At 66.7% G+C, this 22,682-nt stretch carries 22 protein-coding genes; 7 read left to right on the top strand and 15 right to left on the bottom strand.

All coding sequences use genetic code 11. From position 1 onward, the window contains the following. Positions 1-258: 258 nt before the first annotated feature. From pqqE to PMES_RS15145, 6 genes are all read right to left on the bottom strand, one after another. A complete protein-coding gene (pqqE, locus tag PMES_RS15170; RefSeq protein WP_159966574.1) occupies positions 259-1,341 on the bottom strand; it encodes a pyrroloquinoline quinone biosynthesis protein PqqE in 1,083 nt (360 codons plus the stop codon). After that, positions 1,338-1,616: a pyrroloquinoline quinone biosynthesis peptide chaperone PqqD gene (gene pqqD, locus PMES_RS15165; RefSeq protein ID WP_159966573.1), complete on the bottom strand. Its 279-nt coding sequence runs from the start codon at positions 1,614-1,616 to the stop codon at positions 1,338-1,340. Before pqqD ends, pqqE begins: the two co-directional genes overlap by 4 nt. Beyond that, complete coding sequence (pqqC, locus tag PMES_RS15160; protein ID WP_159966572.1) at positions 1,613-2,368, bottom strand: pyrroloquinoline-quinone synthase PqqC; 756 nt, start codon at positions 2,366-2,368, stop codon at positions 1,613-1,615. The genes pqqD and pqqC overlap by 4 nt, the downstream gene beginning before the upstream one ends. Then, a complete protein-coding gene (gene pqqB, locus PMES_RS15155) occupies positions 2,365-3,264 on the bottom strand; it encodes a pyrroloquinoline quinone biosynthesis protein PqqB (protein WP_159966571.1) in 900 nt (299 codons plus the stop codon). The genes pqqC and pqqB overlap by 4 nt, the downstream gene beginning before the upstream one ends. A 16-nt stretch (positions 3,265-3,280) precedes the next feature. Then, positions 3,281-3,379, bottom strand: a complete 99-nt coding sequence (gene pqqA / locus PMES_RS15150) for a pyrroloquinoline quinone precursor peptide PqqA (protein ID WP_159966570.1) — start codon at positions 3,377-3,379, stop codon at positions 3,281-3,283. Between the two features lie 278 nt (positions 3,380-3,657). After that, complete coding sequence (locus tag PMES_RS15145; protein ID WP_159966569.1) at positions 3,658-4,320, bottom strand: GntR family transcriptional regulator; 663 nt, start codon at positions 4,318-4,320, stop codon at positions 3,658-3,660. A 141-nt stretch (positions 4,321-4,461) separates the two neighbouring features. On the opposite strand from PMES_RS15145, the gene dctP reads away from it, so the two are divergent. From dctP to PMES_RS15120, 5 genes are all read left to right on the top strand, one after another. Then, on the top strand, positions 4,462-5,445 hold the full coding sequence (gene dctP / locus PMES_RS15140) for a TRAP transporter substrate-binding protein DctP (protein ID WP_159966568.1): 984 nt from the start codon (positions 4,462-4,464) through the stop codon (positions 5,443-5,445). Between the two features lie 89 nt (positions 5,446-5,534). Further along, positions 5,535-6,134: a TRAP transporter small permease gene (locus PMES_RS15135; protein WP_159966567.1), complete on the top strand. Its 600-nt coding sequence runs from the start codon at positions 5,535-5,537 to the stop codon at positions 6,132-6,134. Position 6,135: 1 nt separating this feature from the next. After that, on the top strand, positions 6,136-7,452 hold the full coding sequence (locus tag PMES_RS15130) for a TRAP transporter large permease (protein ID WP_159966566.1): 1,317 nt from the start codon (positions 6,136-6,138) through the stop codon (positions 7,450-7,452). Further along, positions 7,449-8,711 carry a malonyl-CoA decarboxylase gene (locus tag PMES_RS15125; RefSeq protein ID WP_159966565.1) on the top strand — a complete coding sequence of 421 codons (1,263 nt, stop codon included), beginning with the start codon at positions 7,449-7,451 and terminating at the stop codon, positions 8,709-8,711. The genes PMES_RS15130 and PMES_RS15125 overlap by 4 nt, the downstream gene beginning before the upstream one ends. After that, on the top strand, positions 8,704-10,215 hold the full coding sequence (locus tag PMES_RS15120; protein ID WP_159966564.1) for a malonate--CoA ligase: 1,512 nt from the start codon (positions 8,704-8,706) through the stop codon (positions 10,213-10,215). The genes PMES_RS15125 and PMES_RS15120 overlap by 8 nt, the downstream gene beginning before the upstream one ends. Before the next feature lie 33 nt (positions 10,216-10,248). Here PMES_RS15120 and PMES_RS15115 read toward each other — a convergent pair whose 3' ends face one another. The 6 genes from PMES_RS15115 to PMES_RS15090 form a co-directional block, all read right to left on the bottom strand. Then, a complete protein-coding gene (locus tag PMES_RS15115; RefSeq protein ID WP_236549830.1) occupies positions 10,249-11,463 on the bottom strand; it encodes a CaiB/BaiF CoA transferase family protein in 1,215 nt (404 codons plus the stop codon). After that, positions 11,460-12,236 carry an enoyl-CoA hydratase gene (locus PMES_RS15110; RefSeq protein ID WP_159966562.1) on the bottom strand — a complete coding sequence of 259 codons (777 nt, stop codon included), beginning with the start codon at positions 12,234-12,236 and terminating at the stop codon, positions 11,460-11,462. The genes PMES_RS15115 and PMES_RS15110 overlap by 4 nt, the downstream gene beginning before the upstream one ends. A gap of 6 nt (positions 12,237-12,242) precedes the next feature. Then, positions 12,243-13,523 (bottom strand): TRAP transporter large permease, encoded by a 1,281-nt coding sequence (locus PMES_RS15105; protein WP_159966561.1) that lies wholly within the window; start codon positions 13,521-13,523, stop codon positions 12,243-12,245. Further along, positions 13,523-14,137 (bottom strand): TRAP transporter small permease, encoded by a 615-nt coding sequence (locus PMES_RS15100; RefSeq protein ID WP_236549829.1) that lies wholly within the window; start codon positions 14,135-14,137, stop codon positions 13,523-13,525. Before PMES_RS15100 ends, PMES_RS15105 begins: the two co-directional genes overlap by 1 nt. Before the next feature lie 93 nt (positions 14,138-14,230). Continuing rightward, positions 14,231-15,208 carry a TRAP transporter substrate-binding protein gene (locus PMES_RS15095; RefSeq protein ID WP_159966560.1) on the bottom strand — a complete coding sequence of 326 codons (978 nt, stop codon included), beginning with the start codon at positions 15,206-15,208 and terminating at the stop codon, positions 14,231-14,233. Positions 15,209-15,324: 116 nt separating this feature from the next. Next, positions 15,325-16,542: a pyridoxal-phosphate-dependent aminotransferase family protein gene (locus tag PMES_RS15090; RefSeq protein ID WP_159966559.1), complete on the bottom strand. Its 1,218-nt coding sequence runs from the start codon at positions 16,540-16,542 to the stop codon at positions 15,325-15,327. A 129-nt stretch (positions 16,543-16,671) separates the two neighbouring features. Between PMES_RS15090 and PMES_RS15085 the strand changes: the two genes are divergently transcribed. Both PMES_RS15085 and PMES_RS15080 read left to right on the top strand, forming a co-directional pair. Beyond that, positions 16,672-19,557 (top strand): FAD-binding and (Fe-S)-binding domain-containing protein, encoded by a 2,886-nt coding sequence (locus PMES_RS15085; RefSeq protein ID WP_159966558.1) that lies wholly within the window; start codon positions 16,672-16,674, stop codon positions 19,555-19,557. After that, positions 19,554-20,198 carry a GntR family transcriptional regulator gene (locus tag PMES_RS15080; protein ID WP_159966557.1) on the top strand — a complete coding sequence of 215 codons (645 nt, stop codon included), beginning with the start codon at positions 19,554-19,556 and terminating at the stop codon, positions 20,196-20,198. Before PMES_RS15085 ends, PMES_RS15080 begins: the two co-directional genes overlap by 4 nt. A 10-nt stretch (positions 20,199-20,208) precedes the next feature. Here the strand turns inward: PMES_RS15080 and PMES_RS15075 are convergent, their stop codons facing one another. The 3 genes from PMES_RS15075 to PMES_RS15065 form a co-directional block, all read right to left on the bottom strand. Further along, positions 20,209-20,955: a fumarylacetoacetate hydrolase family protein gene (locus PMES_RS15075; protein ID WP_159966556.1), complete on the bottom strand. Its 747-nt coding sequence runs from the start codon at positions 20,953-20,955 to the stop codon at positions 20,209-20,211. 101 nt (positions 20,956-21,056) lie between these two features. Next, positions 21,057-21,803, bottom strand: coding sequence for a sulfite exporter TauE/SafE family protein (locus tag PMES_RS15070; RefSeq protein ID WP_159966555.1), 747 nt, complete (start codon positions 21,801-21,803; stop codon positions 21,057-21,059). A gap of 83 nt (positions 21,804-21,886) precedes the next feature. After that, positions 21,887-22,678 (bottom strand): DeoR/GlpR family DNA-binding transcription regulator, encoded by a 792-nt coding sequence (locus PMES_RS15065; protein ID WP_159966554.1) that lies wholly within the window; start codon positions 22,676-22,678, stop codon positions 21,887-21,889. Positions 22,679-22,682: the final 4 nt, after the last annotated feature.

The raw sequence follows: 22,682 nt of genomic DNA, 5'->3' as shown, positions 1-22,682 counted from the left end.
TCCACACTCAGCTCAGAGACCTCTGGATCATCGTTGGATGCAGGGAGCATTCTCTGGGTAAAATGTTGAATCTGTGCGCAATTATCATCGGCTCAGCCCTGTCATGGGGAAACGGCGCTGCAAGCGCGTTTTCGAGCCGGGTCACGGAATTGTCGATAACCTGATAACCTTACGGCGAATCCGGGGAGCCGTCCCAACGCTTTTCAGAATCAGCAGGATGAAATTTCCCGCTGACCGCAGCGGCTTGCGCGCCAGCGTTCAGCTCAGAACGCGGTAGGTCAGCGGCGCGTCCTCGTCCCCTGCGAACTCGTCGGTCATACCGCGAAGGGCGTCGCGCTCCGGTGACTTGATGCAAACCGGATCGGTTGCGGCAGGATCCCCGGTAATCGCCATTGCCTGGCACCGGCAGCCGCCGAAATCCACGGTCTTGCGCTCGCAGCTCCGGCACGGCTCCTGCATCCAGTCGGTTCCGCGATAGGCCTCGAATGCGGACCCATGATACCAGATGTCATGAAGCGGGCGTTCCTTGACGTTGTCGAATTGCAGATGGGGGATCGTTTCGGCCGCATGGCAGGGCAGGACCCGGCCCTCCGGATTGACGTTGAGGCCCGTGCTGCCCCAACCACCCATGCATCTCTTGGGATAGTCGGAATGGTAATCGGCCGGAACATAGTCGATGACAAGGCGTCCCTTGAGACGTTTGCGCGCCTCCGCGACGATCCCGTCGGCCTCGGCCGCCTGCGCGCGGGTCGGCATCATGGCACCGCGATTCTTCATCGCCCATCCGTGGAACTGGACGGTGGCGACCTCGATGCGCCGCGCGCCCATCTCCACCGCCATCTCGATCGCCCGGGGAAGCTGGTGAAGGTTGCGGCGGTGCAGCACCGCGTTCAGGGTGAGCGGAAAGCCGATCGCACCGATCCACTCGGCGACCTTCATCTTGCGATCGAAGCCGCCGCGATACCCGCCGATCATGTCGGCCATCTGTGCGTTCGTCCCCTGCAGCGAGAGCTGGACGTGATCGAGGCCGGCCCCGTCGAGCTCGGCGAGCCGCTTCTCGCTCAAACCGATCCCCGAGGTGATCAGGTTGGTGTAGAGTCCCGCATCATGCGCCGCGGCGACCAGCTCGGTGAGATCGCGCCGGGATGCGGGCTCTCCGCCCGAAAGGTGCAGTTGCAGCACGCCCAGATCCGCCGCCTGCGTGAAAACGGAGCACCATGTCGCCGTGTCGAGCTCGCTCTCCTTGCGCGTCAGCTCGAGCGGGTTCGAGCAGTAGGGGCAGGAGAGGGGGCAGCGATGCGTGAGCTCGGCGAGCATGGCGATCGGTGGACGCGTGGTCATGATGCGATCTCCAGGAAACGGCGGTTCAGAAGGGCATTGAGAAAGCCGGCGCTGTCGGTGGCGATCTGCTCCGGCGGCGCTTCGTATTTCGCGGCCAGCAGCTCGACTATTTCGCCAAGCGAGCGGTGCCCGTCGATCTCGGACATGATCGCGTGGGCGACCGGATCGAGGGTGATGGCCCGTTCGGGACCGAGCAGGACCCAGCCCTCGCGGACCCGGTCCCAGTGAACCCTGACGCCGCGTGGCACGACCGGGATGTCCTGCGGCGCGATCATGACCCGGACGCGGCGGATCCGGCGTCGCCCGGCTGCCAGGCCCCGGGGGGAATGCGGCCGGGGGAGACATAGGCCGAATGGAGCGCATCGAGCTGGGACCAGAGAACGTCGGTCTTGAAGATCAGGGCCTGTGCGGCCGCATCCTGCTTTTCGGCGGTATCGGCGTGTCCGAGAACCCAGTCGAGACCGAAGGCCACGTCCTTCGGCGCCTCCTTGAGGCGATTGCGGAAATAGGACAGGGCACTGTCATCGGCGAAGTCGTAGTTGCGCAGCAGGCCGGCGATCCGCTCGGAATGAATCTTCGGCGCAAAGAGCTCGGTCAGCGAGGCGGCCACGGCTTCGAGAAGGCTCTTGTCTCGGACGAAACGCACATAGGCGTCGACCGCAAATTTCGTGGCCGGCAGCACGCCGCGCTCGCTCGCCACGTAATCCCTGTCGAGCCCGACCGCATCGGCGAGGCGCAGCCAGCGCTGGATACCGCCCTCGTTCTCCTGGGTGCCGTCGTGATCCTCGATCCGCGAGCGCCACGCCCGGCGCAATGCGGGGTCCTCCACCCGGCTCATGAACGCCGCATCCTTGAGGGGTATGTGGCTTTGGTAATAGTAGCGGTTGATGACCCAGGCTCGAACCTGGTCAGGTGTGCAGGCCCCGCCATGGAGCATGTCGTGAAAGAGATGCTTGTCGTGGTAGCGCTGTGCTCCGATCTCGCGCAGGCGTTCCTCGAACAGCTCGCGGCTTTGCGCGTCGCTCATGGGATGATCTCCATTCCGTCCTGCCCGATCGTCCATCCGGCGGCCTGTGCCGCGGCGCGCTCATCCGATTCGGGGCGCAGGACCGGGTTGGTGTTGTTCATGTGCACGAAGACCCGCCTGCCGATATCGAGCCCCTCGAAGGCGGCGATCGAGCCGTCCGGGCCGCTCATGGACATATGTCCCATGCGCTTCCCGGTCTTCTGTCCGAGGCCCGCGCGCACCATCTCGTCATCTCGCCAGAGTGTCCCGTCGAAGAAAACGAGATCGGCCCCGTCGAGCCGGTCGCGCAGATCGTCCGGAAAGCTGGCGCATCCGGGAATATAGAAGGCCTCGCATCCGCCGCCGCTGAGATGCACTCCGACGGTCTGATCGCCGAGCAGGTCCGTCTTTACCTCGCCCTCTTCCAAGTAGAGCGGCACCTTGCCGGGAACGGCGAAGAGCGTGGCGGTCAGGCCGGGCGCAATCTGCGCTGGCCGGTCGAGAGCGACGGTGCTACGGGTCACATGCTCGGGATCGAGCGCCGAGAAGATCGGGTTGCGGCCGAGCACTTCGTGAATGCCGGCGGTCGCGTGGAGCGTGAAGGGCTGCTTCTCACGCAAGGTGAGCAGCCCCGCGACATGATCGATGTCGCCATTGGTCAGTAGAACCGAAACGAGTGGCAGATCGCGAAGGCCGGTCGGATGCAGCGACGGTGTGGCGGCAAGCTGCGCGCCGATATCGGGAGATGCGTTGAGGATCGCCCAATCAGTGCCATTGGCGGTAAAGGCCACGGAACTCTGGGTCTGCGGCGGTATGGCGCCGCGCCGTGCGAGATTGCAGTTCTCGCAGCCGCAATTCCATTGCGGAAGGCCGCCACCAGCGGCGGCCCCGAGTATATGCGCGCGGAAATGGGTCATGTCCGCGCGCAATCAATCAGAACAGCACGCCGCCGTCATCTTCGGCATCGGGGCCGTACATGTTGATTTCCATACCGCATTCGATTTCACGGATGATGGGTTTGGTCCAAGCCATGATGAGTCTCCTCCTAAACAGGGTTGCTTCCTGTGCCATGGATTATCAAGGAAACAGCATGTCTGGTCAAACCCAGACTGCGAGATTCCGACCAAAACCGTTCAGACTTAGGTCTTAATCCCTGTCCGGCGCGGGCAGTTGGCGTCGCAGTCATGCGGCAGGCTGGAGGCCGCCGGGAGCAGGGACCGCCCGGCACGCCGCACGGGGTTTCGCGATCTTGATTGCCGCGCCGGGGGGCGATCCGCCGAGGCTCGGGATACGGGTCCGGCGACCCTGTCTCAGACAAGTTTGTGCTCGGCCCGCAATCCAATCATCAGGTGGTGGAACTTCTCGCCTTGCACCGCGACATGCTCGCGCAGCAGGCTTCCCGAGCGCTCGCTGTCGCCGTCCCGAAGCGCCTCGAGGATCCCGTCATGCTCGGACAGCGACTGTTCCATCCGTCCGCGCAGCCTGAGCTGCAGGCGGCGGAAGGGTTGCAACCTGCGGCATAGCCGGCGCGTCTCCGCCTCGAGGAACCCGTTCCCCGATTGCATGTAGATCAGGTGATGGAAGCCCTCGTTCGCACGGTAATAGGCATCGGCATCGCCGACCTTGGCCACCGTCGCGCAGGTCTCGTTGGCCACCGCCAGGCGGTCCAGCGCATCGCTCTCGATCCGGCTCGCGGCAAGGCGCCCGCAGGCGCCCTCCAGCTCGGCCATCACTTCGAACATCTCGAGCAGTTCGACCGGCCCGGGCTGGCGCACGAAGACGCCGCGATGGGGGATCTGCTCCACGAGACCGGAGACGGAGAGTTTCTGCAGCGCTTCGCGGACCGGGGTGCGCGAGACGCCGAAACGCTCGGCGAGACGGATCTCGTCAAGACGGTCGCCATTGTCGTAGGAGCCGGTGAAGATCATCTCCTCCAGTTCCTCGGCAATCGTATCGGCACGGCGCATTTCCATGCTCCCACATTACCCCGGCGGGGGGCGGGGTCAACGCACTAGGATTGTATACAAACGCCTTGACACACCTTCACGTCGCGGCAAGGCTGACGTTCGATCCGGCGGCGAAGACCGGCCGGGTCGCAAACGGGAGGAAACTGCATGACCAAGAGATTTCTGGGGACCGCCGTCGCGGCGCTCGCTCTGACGGCCGGCCTTGCCGATGCCACCGAGCTGCGCCTGTCGCACCAATGGTCCAACAATGATATTCGCCACAAGGTCGCCGAGATCGTCGCGGAGGAGGTCGCGGCCGCCGATGTCGATCTGGAGATCAAGATCTTCGGCTCGAGTTCCCTGTTCAAGGCGCGCGAGCAATACACGCCCCTGACGCGGGGGCAGCTCGACATGACGATCCTGCCGCTCAGCTATGCCGGGGGCCAGCAGCCTGCCTACAACCTGACGTTGATGCCGGGTTTGGTGAAGAACCACGACCATGCCGCACGCCTCAATGACAGCCCCTTCATGGACGAGATCAAGGAGATCGCGGCCGAGGACGACGTGATGATCCTCGTCGACGGATACCTGGCGGGCGGTTTTGTCGGCAAGGAGAAATGCGTCACCAAGCCCGAGGATGTCGAGGGCCTGCAGACGCGTGCGGCCGGCAAGAGCTTCGAGCAGATGCTGGCCGGTGCCGGTGCCTCGATCGCCTCGATGGCAAGCTCCGAGATCTACAACGCCATGCAGACCGGCGTCCTGGACGCGGCGAACACGTCCTCCTCCTCCTTCGTCAGCTACCGCATCTACGAGCAGGCCGCCTGCTACACGCCTGCCGGCGACGTGGCCCTGTGGTTCATGTATCAGCCCATGCTGATCAACAAGACCACCTTCGAGAACCTCAACGAGGAGCAGCAGAACGCCCTGCTCGCCGCCTCCGAAAAGGCCGAGGCCTTTTATCTCGAAGAGGCCAAGAAAGAGGATGAGGCATCGATCGCGCCCTTCGAGCAGGCCGGTGTCGAGATCGCCAGGATGACGCAGGAAGACTTCGACGCCTGGCGCGAAGTCGCCAAGGAGACGTCCTACAAGGCGTTCGTCGAGGAGACGCCCAACGGGCAGGAGCTTCTCGACAAGGCGCTCGCCGTCGAGTGATCGCCGCGCGGGGCGGGGGCATGGCGCCGCCCGCCCCGCAAGCCGGCAGTCAGCTCGTATCCAGTTTTCCAGAATCTACAGGAGATGTCATGTCGGGACATAGCGCGGGTTCCGTGGCCCGGGTGGGCAACAATCCCTTTCTCAAGGCGGTCGCGGCCCTCTCGACACTGTGCGGCTGGACCTCCGCCGCCTTGGTGGTCGCCGCGGTCGCCATCACCTGCCAGATGATCTTCATACGCTTCGTGCTGAACGGCTCGACCGTGTGGCAGACCGAGGCGGTCATCTATCTCGTCATTGCCTCGACCCTGATCGGCCTGCCTTACGTCCAGCGTCTGCGCGGTCACGTGAATGTCGACCTCGTGCCGCTGGCGGTGAAGGGACGGGCGCGCAAGGTGCTTGGCATCGCGGTGCTCCTGGCCGCGATCGCGATCATGGGGGTCGTGCTTTTCTATGCCGTCGAGCTGTGGCTCTTCGCCTATGAGCGGAACTGGAAATCGGACACGGTCTGGGGGGTTCGCCTCTGGATCCCCTATCTGGCGATGCCCGTGGGCTTTGGCCTGCTGACCTTGCAACTGATCGCCGATCTCGTCGCGGTCCTCACCAATGTCGAGCCGCCTTTCGGCATCGACGAGGACCCCCTGACCGTTCATGCCGGTGCCGAAGGCGCCCGCGACGCAGAAGGCCTCTGACATGGATCCTCTCCTTCTCGGCGGCCTCGTCGCCATCAGCACCATCGTCGTTCTCTTCTCTGGACTGTCGGTCGCACTCGCCCTGCTTTTCGTCGCGGCCGGCTTCCTGCTGATCTTCGACGGGGCGCGCAGCCTGCAACTGATGCCGGAGATCCTCTTCGGCTCGCTCAACGACTTCGCGCTCCTGTCGATCCCGATGTTCATTATCATGGGGGCGGCCATCGCCTCGACGCGGGCCGGCTCCGACCTCTACGAGGCACTCGAGCGCTGGCTGACACGGGTTCCCGGCGGGCTGGTGATTTCCAACCTCGGGGCCTGCGCACTCTTTGCCGCGATGTCCGGATCCTCGCCGGCGACCTGCGCCGCGATCGGCAAGATGGGCATCCCCGAGATGCGCAAGCGCGGCTATCCCGACGGCGTTGCAGCGGGCTCCATTGCCGCCGGCGGATCGCTCGGCATCCTGATCCCCCCTTCGGTGACGATGATCGTCTACGGCATCGCGACCGAAACCTCGATCGGGCGTCTTTTCCTTGCCGGGGTCCTGCCGGGGATCTTGCTGGTCGGGCTCTTCATGGCCTGGTCGATCTTCGCGACCTGGCGCTCGGGCAACGCGCAGGTCCTCGCCTTCACCAATTACAGCTGGCGCCAAAAATTCGAGATCCTGCCGCGCGTGCTGCCGTTCCTGGCGATCATCGTGGGCGTGCTCTACGCGATGTATGGCGGCATCGCGACGCCGTCGGAGACGGCTGCCGTGGGGGCCCTTCTGACCTTGCTGATCGCGGTGATCATATACCGGCTCTGGTCGCCGGTCGCGATCTGGGCCGTGCTGCGTGACAGCACCCGCGAGAGCGTCATGATCTTGTGGATCATCGCGGCGGCCGGGGTCTTCTCCTACATGCTCAGCTCGCTTTTCATCACCCAGTCGATCGCCGAATGGATCGGCACGCTGGAGGTGAACCGCTGGGTCCTGATGGGGATGATCAACGTCTTCCTGCTCATCGCCGGGTTCTTCCTGCCGCCCGTCGCCGTCATCCTGATGGCCGCGCCGATCCTGCTGCCGATCATCACCACCGCCGGGTTCGACCCGATCTGGTTCGCGGTGATCCTCACGATCAACATGGAGATCGGGCTGATCTCGCCGCCCGTGGGGCTCAATCTCTACGTGATCAACGGCATCGCGCCCGACATCAAGCTGCGCACCATCCTGACCGGCTCGCTGCCCTATGTCGGCTGCATGGTCCTCGCGATTGTCATCCTGTCGCTTGTTCCGGGCCTTGCGACCTGGCTGCCCGACGCCGTGATGGGGGATCGGTTTTGACGCTTCTGGCCGATCTTCTGCAAACCGTGTTCGAGCGGCGCTACCGCGGGGCGGGTGACCGGCGCGACACGCGGCCCATCCCCGAGATGCTCGACGAGCTGATGGGCTCGCGCGGCGAGATGCGGGGCGCCGAGCTGGCACGCCGCATCCTCGACCGCTTCTCGGAGGCGGGGGACGAGGAGAAGACGGCTTTCTTCTCGCATCTCGCCCTGTCGCGCGGGATCGACGTGACCGCGGTGCGCAATGCCCTCGACACCTACGAGGCGGCGCCGGACATGCGCAACTACCGTGACTTCATGCAGGCCGCCGAGCCGCAGCGGCAGGAGATCGCCCGGCGGCTCAACCAGGTTCCGGGTGCCACGCGGCAACTGGTGATGATGCGCGAGCATCTCCTGCGCCTGGCGGGCACGCATCCCGAGTTGAAGGTCATTGATCCCGACTTCCGGCATCTCTTCGCCTCGTGGTTCAATCGCGGCTTTCTGGTGCTCCGCCCGATCAGCTGGGAGAGCCCCGCCCATATCCTCGAGAAGATCATCGCCTACGAGGCGGTGCACACGATCGACAGCTGGGGCGATTTGCGCCGGCGGCTGCAGCCCGGCGACCGGCGCTGCTTCGCCTTCTTCCATCCCGCCATGCCGGACGAGCCGCTGATTTTCGTGGAGGTGGCGCTGACACGGGGCATTCCGGGCTCGATCCAGCACCTTCTGGCAGAGGACCGCGACGCGCTCGACGCGGGGGTCGCCGACACGGCCGTATTCTATTCGATCTCGAACTGCCAGGCGGGTCTTGCGGGGATTTCCTTCGGCAATTCGCTGATCAAGCAGGTGGCCGCCGATCTTTCGCGCGCCTTGCCGCAGCTTCGCAACTTCGTCACCCTGTCGCCGATCCCGCGGCTGGCGGCCTGGGCCAAGGCCGAGGGCATCGCCCTTCCGGACGAGCCCGAGGCCCTCAAGATGCTCGCCGCGCATTACCTGAGCGAGGCAAAGGGACAGCGCGGCCTGCCATTCGATCCCGTCGCGCGGTTCCACCTGGGCAATGGCGCGATGATCCATGCCGTGCACGCGGGCGCGGATATCTCGGCGAACGGCATGGCGCAGTCCGGCGGAGCGATGGTGAACTACCTTTATGACCTGAACCGCATTTCGCAAAACCATGAACGATTCGCGGCCACCGGAGAGATCGCGGCCTCGCGCCAGATCCAGGCTCTTGCCAGACAGGCAAAGCCCGATGCCGCCAAAAGGACCAAATTGAATGGCTAATCCGCTTTTCGACACGCTTTTCGGACCGCATCTGGACCGTGACACGCCCTTCCTCAAGCTGGCCGATGGTGCGAGCGTCACGCATGGCGACTTCCTGCGCATGGCTGCCCGTTTCGCCCATGCCATCACCGATGCGGGGCTCGTTCCGGGCGACCGCCTGGCGGTTCAGATCGAGAAATCCCCCCAGGCGCTCGCCGTCTATGCCGCCTGCGTGCAGGCCGGCATCGTGTTCCTTCCGCTCAACACCGCCTATACCGCCAGCGAGATTTCTTACTTCGTCGGCAATTCGGGCGCCCGGCTGCTCTTGTGCGACCCGCGCCGCGCCGATGCGCTCGGCCCCGTCGCCGAGGAGTTCGCCGCCCGGCTGATGACCCTGGACGCGGCGGGCGGCGGCAGCTTCGCCGAGGCCGCCGGAGGCAAGCCGGAGACGTTCGAGACCGCCGCGCGCGATATCGGCGATCTTGCCGCCTTTCTCTATACCTCGGGGACGACCGGACGCTCGAAGGGCGCGATGCTCACGCAGGGCAACCTCTTGTCGAATGCGGAGGTGCTGACCACGCATTGGGGTTTCACCGAAGATGACGTGCTGCTGCACATGCTGCCGATCTTCCACACGCACGGGCTCTTCGTCGCGACGAACATCATGCTGCTATGCGGCGGCGCGATGATCTTCCATCCCAAGTTCGACCTCGACGCGGCGATCGAGGCCCTGCCGCGGGCCACGGCGATGATGGGGGTGCCGACCTTCTACACGCGGCTGCTTTCGGATGCGCGCTTCGACCGCGATCTCGTGCGCGGCATGAGGCTCTTCGTCTCCGGCAGCGCGCCCCTGCTGGCCGAGACGCATGTCCAGTTCGAACAGCGCAGCGGCCACCGCATCCTCGAGCGCTACGGCATGACCGAGACCAACATGAACACCTCCAACCCCTATGAAGGGGACCGGCGCGCGGGAACCGTCGGCTTCCCGTTGCCGGGGGTCGAGTTGCAGGTCTGCGATCCGCAGACCGGGGCGCCGCTGCCGCAAGGCGAGATCGGGGTGATCGAGGTGCGCGGGCCGAATGTCTTCGAGGGATATTGGCAAATGCCCGAGAAGACGGCCGAGGAGCTGCGCGAGAACGGCTTCTTCATCACCGGGGACCTGGGCCGCATCGACGAGGATGGCTACGTCTCGATTGTCGGACGGGGCAAGGACCTGATCATCTCCGGCGGCTTCAACGTCTATCCCAAGGAGGTCGAGCTGCTGCTGGACGAGCAGGATGGCGTCCTTGAATCGGCCGTGATCGGCGTGCCGCATCCCGATTTCGGCGAAGCGGTCGTCGGCGTCCTCGTGCCCAGCGGTTCGGGGCCGGACATCGCGGCGATCGAAGCCCGAATGGGTGAGGAACTCGCGCGCTACAAGCAGCCCAAGAAGCTGCTGACCGTCGAGGAGTTGCCACGCAACACGATGGGCAAGGTGCAAAAGAACGAGCTGCGCGCCCGCTTTAAGGATCTCTTCACCTCCTGAAGAGGGGGCCCCGCCCGGCAGGCGGGGCCGGGCTCAGGGTGCGAGCACGGCCCCGGAGGCGATCATCCGCTCGATCTGTTCGGGATCGAGACCCGCGGCGGCGAGGATCTCGCGGCTGTGCTGGCCGAGAGTGGGCGCGGGAGCTTGCACCGCGCCGGGGGTGTCGGAGAACTTGACCGGCAGCCCGATCGTCTTGACCCGGCCCGCCACCGGGTGCTCGGTCTCCACGATCATCTGGCGCGCGAGGGCCTGCGGGTCGGAATGCATCTGCGCGATATCGAGAACCGGACCGGCCGGGAGGCCCGCCTCTTCCATCCGCTCGAGCCAGGTGCGGGTCGTCTCGCGCGTGAGTTCGGCTTCGAGCAGGGCGACGAGCGCATCGAGATGCATCATGCGCTGCGCGTTCGAGGCGAACCGGGGATCGGCGTCAAGCTCCGGCGCGCCGATCACCTCAAGGAACCGTAGCCAGTTGCGCTGGTTGGCGGCGCCCACGTTGATCCAGCCGTCGCGGGTCCGGAAAGACTGGTAGGGCGCGTTGAGCGGGTGGGCCGAGCCCATCGGTCCCGGTGCCTGGCCCGTGGCGAAGGTGATCGCCGATTGCCAGTAGGTCAGGGTTATGCCGGCCTCGAAGAGGGAGGTGTCGACCTTCTGCCCGACGCCGCTCGCCTGTGCCTGCGCATAGGCGGCGCAGCATCCCATCGCGGCGAGGATCCCGGCGGTGATGTCCGAGATCGGCGCGCCTGGCTTGACCGGGGGGCGTCCGGGTCCCTCGCCGGTGATCGACATGAGGCCCGACATGCCCTGCGCGATGAGATCGAACCCACCCCGCTGCGCGTAGGGGCCGGTGCGGCCAAAGCCCGACACCTCGCAATAGACGAGACGCGGATTGATCTCGCGCAGCGTCTCGTAGCCCAGACCCAGCCGCTCCATCGTGCCCATGCGGTAGTTCTCGATGACGACATCCGCATCCATGAGCAACGTCTTGAGCGCGTCGCGCGCGCCGGGATCCTTGAGGTTCAGGGCGATCCCGCGCTTGTTCCGGTTCATCATCATGTAGGCGGCGCTTTCGCCGTCGATGTCCGGGGGCACGAAGCGGCGGGTATCGTCTCCGTCCGGCTTCTCGACCTTGATCACGTCCGCGCCCATGTCGGCCAGCATCAATCCGCAGATCGGACCGGCCATGATATGGGCGAGTTCGATCACCTTCATCCCTGCAAGGGGGCCGGGGCGGGAGGGCAGGGGGCTCATGTTCCGCTCCATTCGGGTGCGCGTTTGCCGAGGAAGGCTTCCATGCCCTCGCGGAAATCGCGGCTCATGTAGCACATCTCGATCAGGTCCGAATCGTCGATGCGGCTTGCCGATTGCGTGCGGCGCATCGCTTCCTTCGTGGCCCTGAGCGTGAGAGGCGCCATGGCGCCGACATGATCGGCCAGCTCTTCGGCCCGGCTCAGAAGCGCCGCCTCGTCCGCCAGCACCTCGGTGACGAGCCCCACATGCCGCGCCTCGTCCGCTTCCATCAGCCGGGCGGTGAAGATCATCTCGCGCAGGCGGCCGGGCCCCACCAGCCCGGCGAGCCGCGCGAGGTTCGCCGCCGCAAGGCAGTTGCCCAGGGTGCGGGCGATGGGAAAGCCGAACTTCAACCGCGCACTCGCGATGCGGATGTCGCAGACGGCGGCGATCGACGCGCCCCCCCCGGTGCAGGCCCCGTGAATGGCCGCGATGGTCGGCAGGGGACAGCGCTCGACGGCCTCGAGCACGGTTTCGATCTTCATCTCGTATTCGGCCGCATCCTCGGCGGTCTCGAAGGCGCGGAACTGCGTCATGTCGGTGCCGGCGGCGAAAGCCTTGCCGCCCGCGCCATGGATCACCACCGCGCCGATGCTGCCATCGGTCGGCGCGGTGCGGCAGGCCTCGGCCAGCGCGCCGTACATCGCGAAGGTCAGCGCGTTGCGCGCCTGCGGTCGGTTGAAGGTCAGCCAGAGCGTTCGGCCCCTGACCTCCTGCAGCAATTCATCGTTCATGTCGGTCTACCTGTAGAAATATTCGACGAGAAACAGCGGGACCTGCGGGACATAGGTGCAGAGCAGCAGCACCGCGAGCAGGACCGCCACGAACCATACGTTCACCTTGGACACGGCCCAGATATTGGCCCGCGCCACCGCGCAGGACGTGATCAGGACGGAAGCGACCGGCGGCGTCTGCTGTCCGATCGCGAGGTTAAGTGTGACCACGAGGCCGAAATGCACCGGGTCGATCCCCGCGGCGGTGATCAGCGGGATGACGATCGGCACGACGAGGATGATCGCCGCCGCCGAATGCAGGAAGAAGCCGATCACGAGGAAGAAGAAGTTCAGGATCAGCAGGATCGCCCATTGGCTGTCGGTGATGTCGAGGATGCCCTGCGCGAGCTGCTGGGGGATCTGCGCGCGGGTCAGGAACCCGCCCATCAGCACGGAGGCCGCGACGAGCAGCATGACAACCGCCGTCTGCATTCCGCCATCGAGCATCGCGCGGCGCAAGTGCGCCAGATCGATCTGCCGATACCATGCCGAGACGACGAGCGCGGCGATCACCGCGAGGCCCGCAGCCTCCGTCGCGGTGACGAAACCGCCGAAGATGCCGCCGAGGATGATGATCGGCAGGGCGAAGGCGGGCAGGGCATCCTTGAAGGTTTCGCGCAGGCGCGGGATGTTGAACGCCTCCTCCGTCGGCAGGTCGTAGCGGCGCGCGAAGACATAGGCGACGGTCATCAGCCCGCCCGCGCCGAGCAGCCCCGGCACAACGCCGGCCACGAAAAGCTGCTCCACCGAGGTATTGGCCGATGCGGCATAGAGGATCATCGGGATCGAGGGCGGAATGATGATCGCGAGCGAAGCGGAGGAGGACGTCACCGCCGCCGACAGCTCCTTGGAGTATCCGCGCTTCTTCATCTGTGGAATGAGGATCGATCCCATGGCGGCGACATCGGCCACGGCGGAGCCCGAAATTTCGGCGAAGAAGAGCGACACGCCGATATTGACCATGGCGAGGCCGCCGCGCACGAAGCCGATCAGGGCGCCGACGAAATTGATCAGCCGATCGGTGATCCCGCCGGCATTCATGATGGCGCCGGCGAGCACGAACATGGGAATGGCGATCAGGGAGAATTTCGTGGCGCCGTCATACATGTCGAGCGCAATGGTCACGAGGCTGCCGGTGCCTTCCGTCGCCAGAAGGCCGAGCACGCCTGACATGGCGAGCGCGACGGCGATCGGGACATTGATGCAGATCATCGCGACCAGGGCGATGAAGATGAAGAGCATGAGCATCAGGTGCGTCCCTCGTTGCGCGTCATTTCGGTCTCGACCTCCTCCTCGATCTCGGCATGTTCGAGGCTGATGCCCCGCGCGGTCATCCGCCAATACCCCGGCAGCGAGAGCAGCTGGCCCGCGATGAAGAGGATGGCGCCCACCGGGATCACCGATTGCGTCAGCTGCACGGGCACCCAGGTCAGGGAGACCAGCCGGTCGCCGGCCAGGACGTCGAGCACCTGGAACCCGGCCCGCGCCATCAGCACGAAGAAGGTCAGGACCAGCGCCTCGCCCAGCAGGAGCGCCGCCAGGCGCAGTTTCGGCGGCAATGCCAGGAGCACGGTGTCGAAGCCGATATGGCGCCGGTTGAGGGCGGCAAGCGCCGCGCCGTAATAGGTGATCCAGGCCAGCACGATGGCCGCAACCTCGTCATACCACGAGAAGCTCTCGCCCATCAGGCGCGCGAGAACGGCGAGAATGACGATCGCCGTCAGCATGATCATCAGCCCGACGGTGATCCATTCAAGCAGGCGGCCCATCAGGGTGGCCGTGGCAGCGAGGACCTTCCGGCCGGTCGAGACTGACGGGACGTCCTGGCCATGCACGCCGGCCGGTGCGTTTTGCGCTGACATGCTGGCAGCTCCATGGGTGGCGGGCAGCGCGCATGGCGCCCCCGCCTCGATGGGAAAGGCCCGGCGACGGCGAGGACGCCGCCGGGACGCGGATCAGCTCGCGTTGCCCAGCCCGAGCACCTGCTCGATCATCTCGGCGCCGCCATCGACCTCCGATCCGAAGCCGTCATAGATCGGTTTGGAAGCCTCGATGAAAGCGTCCTTGTCCGCCTCGTTCACCTCGACGCCGGCCTCCTCGATGACCGCGAGAAGCTCGACCTCGAGCTCGGCGGCCTTCTCGTAGGTGAAATCCTGCGTCTGCGCGGCGCAATCGGACAGGGTGCCGCGCACCTCCTCCGGCCAACCTTCCCAAGCCTTCTTGGAGGTCAGGATATAGGCCGGGGTATAGACGTGCCCGGTGATCGAGAGATACTTCTGCACCTCCTGGAACTTGGCGCTGGCGATCTGTGCATAGGGGTTCTCCTGCCCATCGATCACACCCGTTTGCAGCGCGGTGAAGACGTCGGAGAAGGCCATGGGGGTGGGGTTCGCGCCATATTCCTTGAACATCTTCACCCGCCAGGTGCCGTTCGGGGTCCGCAGCTTGATCCCGTCCAGATCGGCCGGCACGTTTACCGGCCTGATGTTGTTCGTGATGTGACGAAACCCGTTCTCCGCCAGGCCGACGATATGATAGCCATTGGACTCGGCGGCGCCCTGGAACTTGTCCATCATCGCATCCTGGACGCGCCGCATGTGATCGCGGTCCTTGATGATATAGGGCATCTCGAAGATCCCGAAGACGTCATCGACCGAGGACATCACCGAGGAGGGAAGCGCGAAGTCGACCTGTCCGAGCTTCAGCTTCTGCAGGAGTTCCTTGTCCTTGCCGAGCTGCGAGGAGCCGAAGGTCTGCACCTCGCCCTTGTCGCCAAGCGCATCGTTTGCGCATTGCGCGAAGTGATCGACGCTCGCCTCGAAGAGCGAGCCCGGCGCGCCGACATGGCCGAACTTCATCGTCATCTCGGCCGCCTGCGCCTGGCTGGCCACCAGCGCTGCGACCGCGGCCGCTGCGAATCTCGTGAGTTTCATCTCTTCTCCCTCCCTGGTTTCCGTCTTCGGGAACATGGACGTCGCGGGCCCTCCCCGGCCCGGATGCGCCGCCGCGCTCCCCGTGAACCCGCCGCACAGGGCGGGATGGTGCGTGCCTACTGCGCCGCCTGCACCTCCGTGTGCTCCTCGGGCCGCCCTTCGGCCGCCTGCCGGCGCGCTGGCGCGAGCATGTCCATCGCGGCTGCAAGCCCGCCGGGGCGATGCCTCACCCCCGCATCGCGCAATCCCATCTCGACCCCGGCAAGCGTGCCGCAGAGCATCAGGTCGTTGAAATCGCCCAGGTGTCCGATCCGAAAGACCCTGTCGGCGACCTTGGACAGGCCATTGCCGAGCGACATGTCGTAATGCTTGAGGGTCACCGCCCGGAAATCATCGGCCGACTGCCCTTGCGGCATCATCACCGCCGTGAGCACGGGCGAGCGATCCGCCGGCACCGCGCACAGAACCTCCAGCCCCCAGGCCTCGACCGCGGCGCGGGTGGCGGCGGCATGGCGGCGATGGCGTGCGAACACCGCTTCGAGCCCCTCCTCGCGCAGCATGTCGATCGCTTCGTTCAGCGCGTAGAGCAGGTTCGTGGCGGGGGTGTAGGGGAAGTATCCCGTCTCGTTCGGGCCTTTCATCTCCTCCCAATCCCAGTAGGAGCGGGGCAGCGCCGCCGATCCCGCCGCGGCTTCGGCCTTCTTGCTGATCGCATTGAACGACAGGCCCGGAGGCAGCATCAGGCCTTTCTGCGAGCCGGAGATGCTGACATCGACGCCCCATTCGTCATGCGCGTAGGGCACGGAGGCGAGCGAAGAAATCGTGTCGACCATCAAAAGCGCGGGATGGCCCGCGGCATCCATGGCCGCGCGCACCGCCGCGATATCGCTCACCGCCCCGGTCGACGTCTCGTTGTGCACGACGCAGACCGCCTTGATCCGGCCCGAGCGATCCTCGCTCAGCGCGGCTCCGATCGCCGCGGCATCCGCGCCGCTGCGCCAATCGCCCTTGATCACCTGCGCATCGAGGCCGAGTTTCCCCGCGAGCCTGGCCCACAGGGCTGCGAAATGCCCCGTCTCGTACATCAGGACACGGTCCCCCGGCGACATCGTGTTCGCCAGCGCCGCTTCCCATGCGCCGGTGCCCGAGGCGGGATAGATCACCACCCGCTCGCGGGTACCGAAGATCTCCCTCATGCCCTCGAGGGCCTTCCCGCCGATCTCGGCGAAGTTTGGTCCGCGATGGTCGGTGACGGCGCGGTCCATGGCGCGCAGGATCCGGTCGGGCACGTTGGAGGGGCCTGGAATTTGCAGGAAGTGACGTCCTGAGGGCATGACGCGACCTTTCACGCTGTCCGGCCATGATCGGGAACGGATCGGCCGGTGACGAAATCTGTTGGAATTGAATTCTGAATTCATTATTCAGTCAAGAAGATTATCGAGAATATCGAGAGGAGGCGCCCGATGCTGACACAGGCGGTTCGGCACAGGCTCGAGCGGGAACTCGAAGGGAGCGCGCTATGGGGCGCGTTCGATCGGGGTCGCTACGCCACGGATGCCTCCATCTACCAAGTGATGCCCGCCGGCGTCGTTCTGCCGCGATCGGTGGACGACCTGGCGCTCGCGCTTGATGCGGCCGCGGAGGCAGGGCTTCCGGTGACGATGCGCGGGGGTGGCACCTCGCAATGCGGGCAGACCGTGAACTCGGGACTGATCGTGGATTGCGCGCGCCACATGAACCGGCTTCTGTCGCTGGACGTGGCGGCGCGGCGGGCCGTGGTGGAGCCTGGCATCGTGCTCGACGAGCTCAACCGCCTGCTCAAGCCGCATGGCCTGTGGTTCCCGGTCGACATATCGACCGCATCGCGCGCCACGATCGGCGGCATGGTGGGCAACAATTCCTGCGGCTCGCGCAGCCTTCGCTACGGCACGACGCGCGGCAATGTCGCGCGGATCGAGGGGATGTTCGCCGATGGGCGCCGGTTCGACCTGGCGCTCGGGAAAGGGGGCGGCCCCGGCGGTCACGCCGCGCTGGCCAAGCGGATGCGCGTCATTGGCCGCCGCGAGGCGGAAGAGATCGCGGCGCGCTTTCCGAAGGTGCAGCGGCGCGTCGGCGGTTACAATCTCGATGCGCTCTTGCCCGGCGCGGATGGCGGTCTCGCCGATCTCCTCGTGGGGTCGGAGGGCACGCTCGGCGTGTCGAGCGCGATCGAGCTGAAACTGGCACCGTTGCCGCCGAAGGAAAAGATCCTCGGCGTGTGCCATTTCGCAAGTTTTCGTGCCGCCATGGAGGCCGCGGAGCACCTCGTGGCGCTCGGCCCGACATCGGTGGAGCTGGTCGATGCGACCATGATCGCGCTCGCCGCCTCGATCCCCCTCTACGCACGCACCCTTGAGCAATTCCTGCGCGGATCGCCCAAGGCGCTGCTCCTTGTCGAGTTTGCCGACGATCCCGGCACGAACGCGCGCAAGGCCGCGGAGCTGCGCGACACGATGGCGGGTCTGGGCGCGCCGGATGGCACCGTGCTGATCCGCGATCCGAGGCTGGCCGGCGAGATCGGCGAGCTGCGCAAGGCGGGACTGAACATCATGATGTCGATGAAGGGGGCGGGCAAACCCGTCTCCTTCGTCGAGGATTGCGCGGTGCCGTTGCCGCATCTGGCCGATTACACCGACAAGCTCACCGCGATCTTCGAGGCGCATGGAACGAGCGGGACATGGTATGCCCATGCCTCGGAGGGGTGCCTGCACGTGCGCCCGGTGCTCGATCTGCACAGCGGGCGCGACGTGGCGAAGATGCGCTCCATCGCCGAGCAGGCCTTCGCTCTCGTCAGGGACTACGAGGGAAGCCATTCGGGCGAGCATGGCGACGGGATCGTGCGCTCCGAGTTCCACGAGGCGATGTTCGGGACGCGAATCGTGCGCGCCTTCGAGGAGGTGAAGGCCGCCTTCGACCCTGAGGCTCGCCTCAACCCTGGCCGCATCGTGCATCCGCCCCGCATGGATGACCGCAGCCTGATGCGCTACCCGCCCGATTACGAAATGGCGCCGATCGCTCCGGTCCATGACTGGTCGGCCTGGAGCGGGGCAGGGCGCGGGCTGCAGGGCGCGGTCGAGATGTGCAACAACAACGGCGCCTGCCGCAAGCTCGTGGGGGGCGTGATGTGCCCCAGCTTCCGTGTCACGCGCAACGAGCGGGACGTGACGCGCGGCCGTGCGAACACGCTGCGCCTCGCCCTGACCGGGCAGCTTGGCGAGGACGCTTTGCTGTCGCGCGAGATGGAGGAGACGCTGAAACTCTGCGTGAGCTGCAAGGCGTGCAAGCGTGAATGCCCCACCGGGGTGGACATGGCGCGGATGAAGGCCGAGGTCCTGCACCAGCGAAACCTCAGGCTCGGGGTGCCCCTGCGCGAGCGGTTGATCGCCCAGATGCCACGCCGCGCCCCGATGCTGCGCGCGGCGCGCGGGCTCGTCGCCCTGCGCAACAAATCGCCCCTCGCGGCACAACTGGGCGCGCGCTTGCTTGGATTTGCTCGGGACCGCAGCCTGCCGGTCTTCGCGGCCGATCCCTTCGACGATGCCGAGATCGGAACCGGGGCACCGGGCCGAGGCCGCGAGGCCGTGCTCTTTGCCGATACCTTCACCCGCTGGATCGAGCCGCGGATACCCCGCGCGGCCCTGCGCGTCCTGCGCCGCGCGGGGGTCCATGTCCATGCGCCCGGACAGGTGGGGCGTCCCTTGTGCTGCGGGCGCACCTATCTCGCGGCCGGGATGCTCGACGAGGCCCGCGAAGAGGCGCGGCGCACGATCGAGGCCTTGCTGCCGCATCTGCGCGCCGGACGCGCGATCGTGGGGCTTGAACCATCGTGCCTTCTGACCTTGCGGGACGAGTTCCTCACCCTCGTGCCCGGCGCGCAATCGGCCGAGCTTGCCGGGGCCGCGATGCTTCTGGAGGAGTTCCTCGATGCCGAATGCGGCTCCGATCTCGGCCTGGGGTCCCGGTCCGATGCCGGGGCGCGCGAGATCCGGATCCATGGGCATTGCCACCAGAAGGCCGCCGGCGCCATGTCCCCGCTCACCGCCGTCGCGGCGCGGGCCGCCGGAACCGACGCTCCGGTCATCGCATCGGGATGCTGCGGCATGGCGGGGGCCTTCGGCTACCGCGCCGAGACGGCCGGCATCTCCCGGGCGATGGGCGAGCTCGATCTGCTGCCGTCCGTGCGGGCACTCGATCCCGACACGGTCGTCGTCGCCAACGGGACCTCCTGCAGGCACCAGATCTCCGAAGGAACGGGGCGGCAGGCGGTCCATATCGCCGAGCTGCTCGACGAGGCGGGGGCCCGCGCATGAGCATGGGGCGGCCGGCGCTCGCGGTGGAGCTTACCGACAGGCTGCGCCGGATGATCCTGGAGGAGACGCTCGCGCCGGGGGCCAAGATCAGCGAAAAGCAACTGACCGAGCAATTCGGCGTCTCCCGTACCCCGCTGCGCGAGGCGCTCAAGGTGCTCGCCGCCGAGGGGCTGCTCGAGCTCGTTCCGAACCGCGGCACCGTGATCTCGGTCCAGACGACAGCCGACCTGCGCGAGATCTTCCCGGTTCTGGCCGTGCTCGAAGGGCTGGCGGGGGAGACGGCGGCGATCGCTGCGACGGGCGCGGAGCTCGGCGCCGTCGCGGATCAGACCGCCTTGCTGCGCCAAGCCTTCGAGGCCGAGGATCGTCCACGCTACTTCGAGATCAACAAGCGCATCCACAACCGCATCCTGGAGGCCAGCCGCAACCCGGTCCTGATCCGCTCGCACGCGCTCCTGGCTTGGCGGGCGGAGCGTGCGCGGTACCGTGCCAACCTCACGCCCGAGCGCTGGTCGCGCGCGGTCGCGGAGCATGAGGCGATCAGCGCCGCGCTTTCGCGCCGGGATGCCGCCGATGCGGGCGCCTTGATGAAGGCGCATATCCTCGCCAAGCTCGAGACGCTGGCCGGCGCCGCCGAGTGACGCGGCGGCGTCACGTCGCGATGCGCAGCGCCGCCGATCCCAGCCCCTCGATCCACCCCTCGGCCGTGTCGCCGGGCGCGGCCCAGGGCAGCCCGTTGAGAGAGCCGGTGATCACGATGGAGCCCGGCCGCAACCCGCCGCAATGGCTTCCGATCATCCGCGCCAGCGTGCAGAAGGTCGCGAAGGCGTCGCCGCCCGGGGGCACGGCCGGTCCCGAGAAAACCGCGCGCCCCCCGATCTCGAGCCTGGCGCGCCGGGACTGTGCGCCGTCATTCCACCCGGCGCATCGCGGCCCGGTCACGAGAGCCCCCGCCATCTGGTTGTCTGCGAGCCTGCCTGCGGGCTCCGCCGCCTCGGGGTCGTCTAGACGGCTGTCGACGATCTCGATCACCGGCAGCATGGCGACGCAGCGGGCGGCGCGTGTCTCGAAATCGGGGGCGTCGCATGGAGGCAGGGGGGAGATAAGCTCGAAGGCGATCTCGAGTTCGATCCCGATCCGGCGCAGTCCCGAGGCGGGCAGTGACGCCGGCGCGGCGTGGATATCGGCCCGCGGGATCGGTGCCATGATCACCGGCTGGCCCGGCTTGCGGGCGATCTTGAAGGCGCCGGTCTCGCCCAGCTCGGCCATCACGCCGCGCTGCACGGCATAGGCCTCTTCGGCGGAAATGCCGGCGAAAAGCGCATGTGGCGCGGCCGCCCCGCCGTCCCGCGCGGCAAGAAGGGCTTCCACGCGGCGTGCGGTGTCGCGATCTGTCATGGAACTGCTCCTTGGCTTGCCGAAGAACCCTGCGCCTTCGTGCTAGCGCCGCGGCCGGAACCTGTCCAGAGCCTGCCCCCTGAGGCGCGCCGCCGGCCCCGTCACGTGGCGAAGAAAAGAGCGGCGAGCACGAGGCCGACAAGTGTGATCCCGGCCCGCAGCCAATCGGTCCGGATACGCCGCGAGAGCTTGGCGCCGCTCCAGCCGCCGCCGGCCGCCGCCGCCGCCATCAACAGCCCCTCCGGCCAGGCGATCAGCCCGGCAACCGCGAAGATCACCGCCGAGATGATCGACATGGATGACGACAGGACCAGTTTCAGCCCGTTCATCCGGTTCAGGTCCGTGAAACCGATGAGGCCGAACGCCGCGAGAAGAAGGATGCCGAGCCCGCCATTGAAGTAGCCGCCATAGGTCGTGACCGCGAGGATCACCGCGGCGCTGGTCACGATGCCGGCCCCGCCGATCCCGCGCTGGCGCAAGGCGGCGAGGATGCGCGGACCCAGGGCGAAGAGCGCGGTAGCCAGCAGCAGCAGCCACGGCACGATCCCGTCGAAGACCCGTGAGGGCGTCAGCAGCAGGAGGGCCGCCCCGGCCGCCGCGCCGACAAGCGACAAGAGCACGATGCCGCGGACGCCGAGCGCGCCTTCGGCGCCGATGTCGCGGCGAAATCCCCAGGCTCCCCCGGCATAGCCCGGCAGGGCGGAAACCGTCGCCGTGGCATTCGCCACGATCGGGTCGAGCCCGACGAAGACGAGGATCGGGAAGGTGATGAATGTCCCGCCCCCCGCGACCGCGTTCAGAATACCGGCCACGAAGCCGCCGGCCGTCAACAGCACCAGATCGAGCATGTCATCCTCCCCCATGCGATGTGATGCCAGCGCGGCGGGGGGAGAGTAAAGCGCCGGGGCGGAAGTCCTGCGCGCGAGGCAGGTCAGGAAGCGGGCCCCGCCGGGGCCTCCTCCGATCCCGCGGTGACGATCTCCGTGCGCCATTGCGCGCAGAGCCGCGGCAGCGGGGCGGGAGGCGGCAGATCGGTGAAGAAGCGGTCGATGTCACGAAGCGAGGCGATGCGCACGGGCGCGGCGCGCGAGAATTTGGAATGGTCGGCCACAAGGAAGCTGCGCCGCGCATGGGCGAGGATCGTCTGGCCGGCCTCGACCTCCTGATGATCGAAATCCAGAAGATCCCCCCCGGGATCGAGCGCCGAGCATCCGATCACCGCGATGTCGAACCTGAACTGCCGGATCGCGGCATTCGTCAGCCCGCCCGTCAGCCCGCCATCATGCGGACGCAGCGTGCCGCCCGTGACGATCACCTCGGCCCGGGCATGGCCGGCGAGGATATGCGCCACGTTCATGTTGTTGGTCACGACCAGCAATCCGCGATGTCCGGAGAGCGCGCGTGCCACCGCCTCCGTGCTGGTGCCGATGCTCAGGAACAGCGCGGCGCCGTCGGGGATCTGCTCCGCGCAGCGCGCCGCGATCGCTTCCTTGGCCGCCTCGTGCAGCGCGCGCCGATCCTCGTATCCCAGGTTGGTCGTGCCGGAGCTCAGGATGGCACCGCCATGCACCCGCGAAATATGCCCCGCATCGGCAAGTTCGCTCAGGTCGCGGCGGATCGTCTGGACCGTGACCCCGAACTGCTCGGCGAGCCCGTCCACGGTGACCTTGCCCTCGCGCCGGGCGATCTCGAGAATGTCGGATTGTCGAAAACCCAGGCTCATCCGG

This window comes from Profundibacterium mesophilum KAUST100406-0324 (assembly GCF_009835145.1).
Taxonomy (GTDB): Bacteria; Pseudomonadota; Alphaproteobacteria; order Rhodobacterales; family Rhodobacteraceae; genus Profundibacterium; species Profundibacterium mesophilum.
The sequence above is the reverse complement of the archived record's forward strand: the minus strand, read 5'-3'. Positions and strand labels throughout refer to the sequence as shown.

What these genes read in the sequence shown, in the direction of transcription:
- PMES_RS15115 (WP_236549830.1), bottom strand. Translation starts at nt 11,463, where the DNA reads ATGAGCCCCCTGCCCTCCCGCCCCGGCCCCCTTGCAGGGATGAAGGTG.
- PMES_RS15100 (WP_236549829.1), bottom strand. Translation starts at nt 14,137, where the DNA reads ATGTCAGCGCAAAACGCACCGGCCGGCGTGCATGGCCAGGACGTCCCG.
- pqqC (WP_159966572.1), bottom strand. Translation starts at nt 2,368, where the DNA reads ATGAGCGACGCGCAAAGCCGCGAGCTGTTCGAGGAACGCCTGCGCGAG.
- PMES_RS15070 (WP_159966555.1), bottom strand. Translation starts at nt 21,803, where the DNA reads ATGCTCGATCTGGTGCTGTTGACGGCCGGCGGCTTCGTGGCCGGTATT.
- PMES_RS15110 (WP_159966562.1), bottom strand. Translation starts at nt 12,236, where the DNA reads ATGAACGATGAATTGCTGCAGGAGGTCAGGGGCCGAACGCTCTGGCTG.
- PMES_RS15090 (WP_159966559.1), bottom strand. Translation starts at nt 16,542, where the DNA reads ATGCCCTCAGGACGTCACTTCCTGCAAATTCCAGGCCCCTCCAACGTG.
- PMES_RS15130 (WP_159966566.1), top strand. Translation starts at nt 6,136, where the DNA reads ATGGATCCTCTCCTTCTCGGCGGCCTCGTCGCCATCAGCACCATCGTC.
- pqqA (WP_159966570.1), bottom strand. Translation starts at nt 3,379, where the DNA reads ATGGCTTGGACCAAACCCATCATCCGTGAAATCGAATGCGGTATGGAA.
- pqqB (WP_159966571.1), bottom strand. Translation starts at nt 3,264, where the DNA reads ATGACCCATTTCCGCGCGCATATACTCGGGGCCGCCGCTGGTGGCGGC.
- pqqD (WP_159966573.1), bottom strand. Translation starts at nt 1,616, where the DNA reads ATGATCGCGCCGCAGGACATCCCGGTCGTGCCACGCGGCGTCAGGGTT.
- PMES_RS15095 (WP_159966560.1), bottom strand. Translation starts at nt 15,208, where the DNA reads ATGAAACTCACGAGATTCGCAGCGGCCGCGGTCGCAGCGCTGGTGGCC.
- PMES_RS15120 (WP_159966564.1), top strand. Translation starts at nt 8,704, where the DNA reads ATGGCTAATCCGCTTTTCGACACGCTTTTCGGACCGCATCTGGACCGT.
- pqqE (WP_159966574.1), bottom strand. Translation starts at nt 1,341, where the DNA reads ATGACCACGCGTCCACCGATCGCCATGCTCGCCGAGCTCACGCATCGC.
- PMES_RS15075 (WP_159966556.1), bottom strand. Translation starts at nt 20,955, where the DNA reads ATGACAGATCGCGACACCGCACGCCGCGTGGAAGCCCTTCTTGCCGCG.
- PMES_RS15105 (WP_159966561.1), bottom strand. Translation starts at nt 13,523, where the DNA reads ATGCTCATGCTCTTCATCTTCATCGCCCTGGTCGCGATGATCTGCATC.
- dctP (WP_159966568.1), top strand. Translation starts at nt 4,462, where the DNA reads ATGACCAAGAGATTTCTGGGGACCGCCGTCGCGGCGCTCGCTCTGACG.
- PMES_RS15065 (WP_159966554.1), bottom strand. Translation starts at nt 22,678, where the DNA reads ATGAGCCTGGGTTTTCGACAATCCGACATTCTCGAGATCGCCCGGCGC.
- PMES_RS15080 (WP_159966557.1), top strand. Translation starts at nt 19,554, where the DNA reads ATGAGCATGGGGCGGCCGGCGCTCGCGGTGGAGCTTACCGACAGGCTG.
- PMES_RS15135 (WP_159966567.1), top strand. Translation starts at nt 5,535, where the DNA reads ATGTCGGGACATAGCGCGGGTTCCGTGGCCCGGGTGGGCAACAATCCC.
- PMES_RS15085 (WP_159966558.1), top strand. Translation starts at nt 16,672, where the DNA reads ATGCTGACACAGGCGGTTCGGCACAGGCTCGAGCGGGAACTCGAAGGG.
- PMES_RS15145 (WP_159966569.1), bottom strand. Translation starts at nt 4,320, where the DNA reads ATGGAAATGCGCCGTGCCGATACGATTGCCGAGGAACTGGAGGAGATG.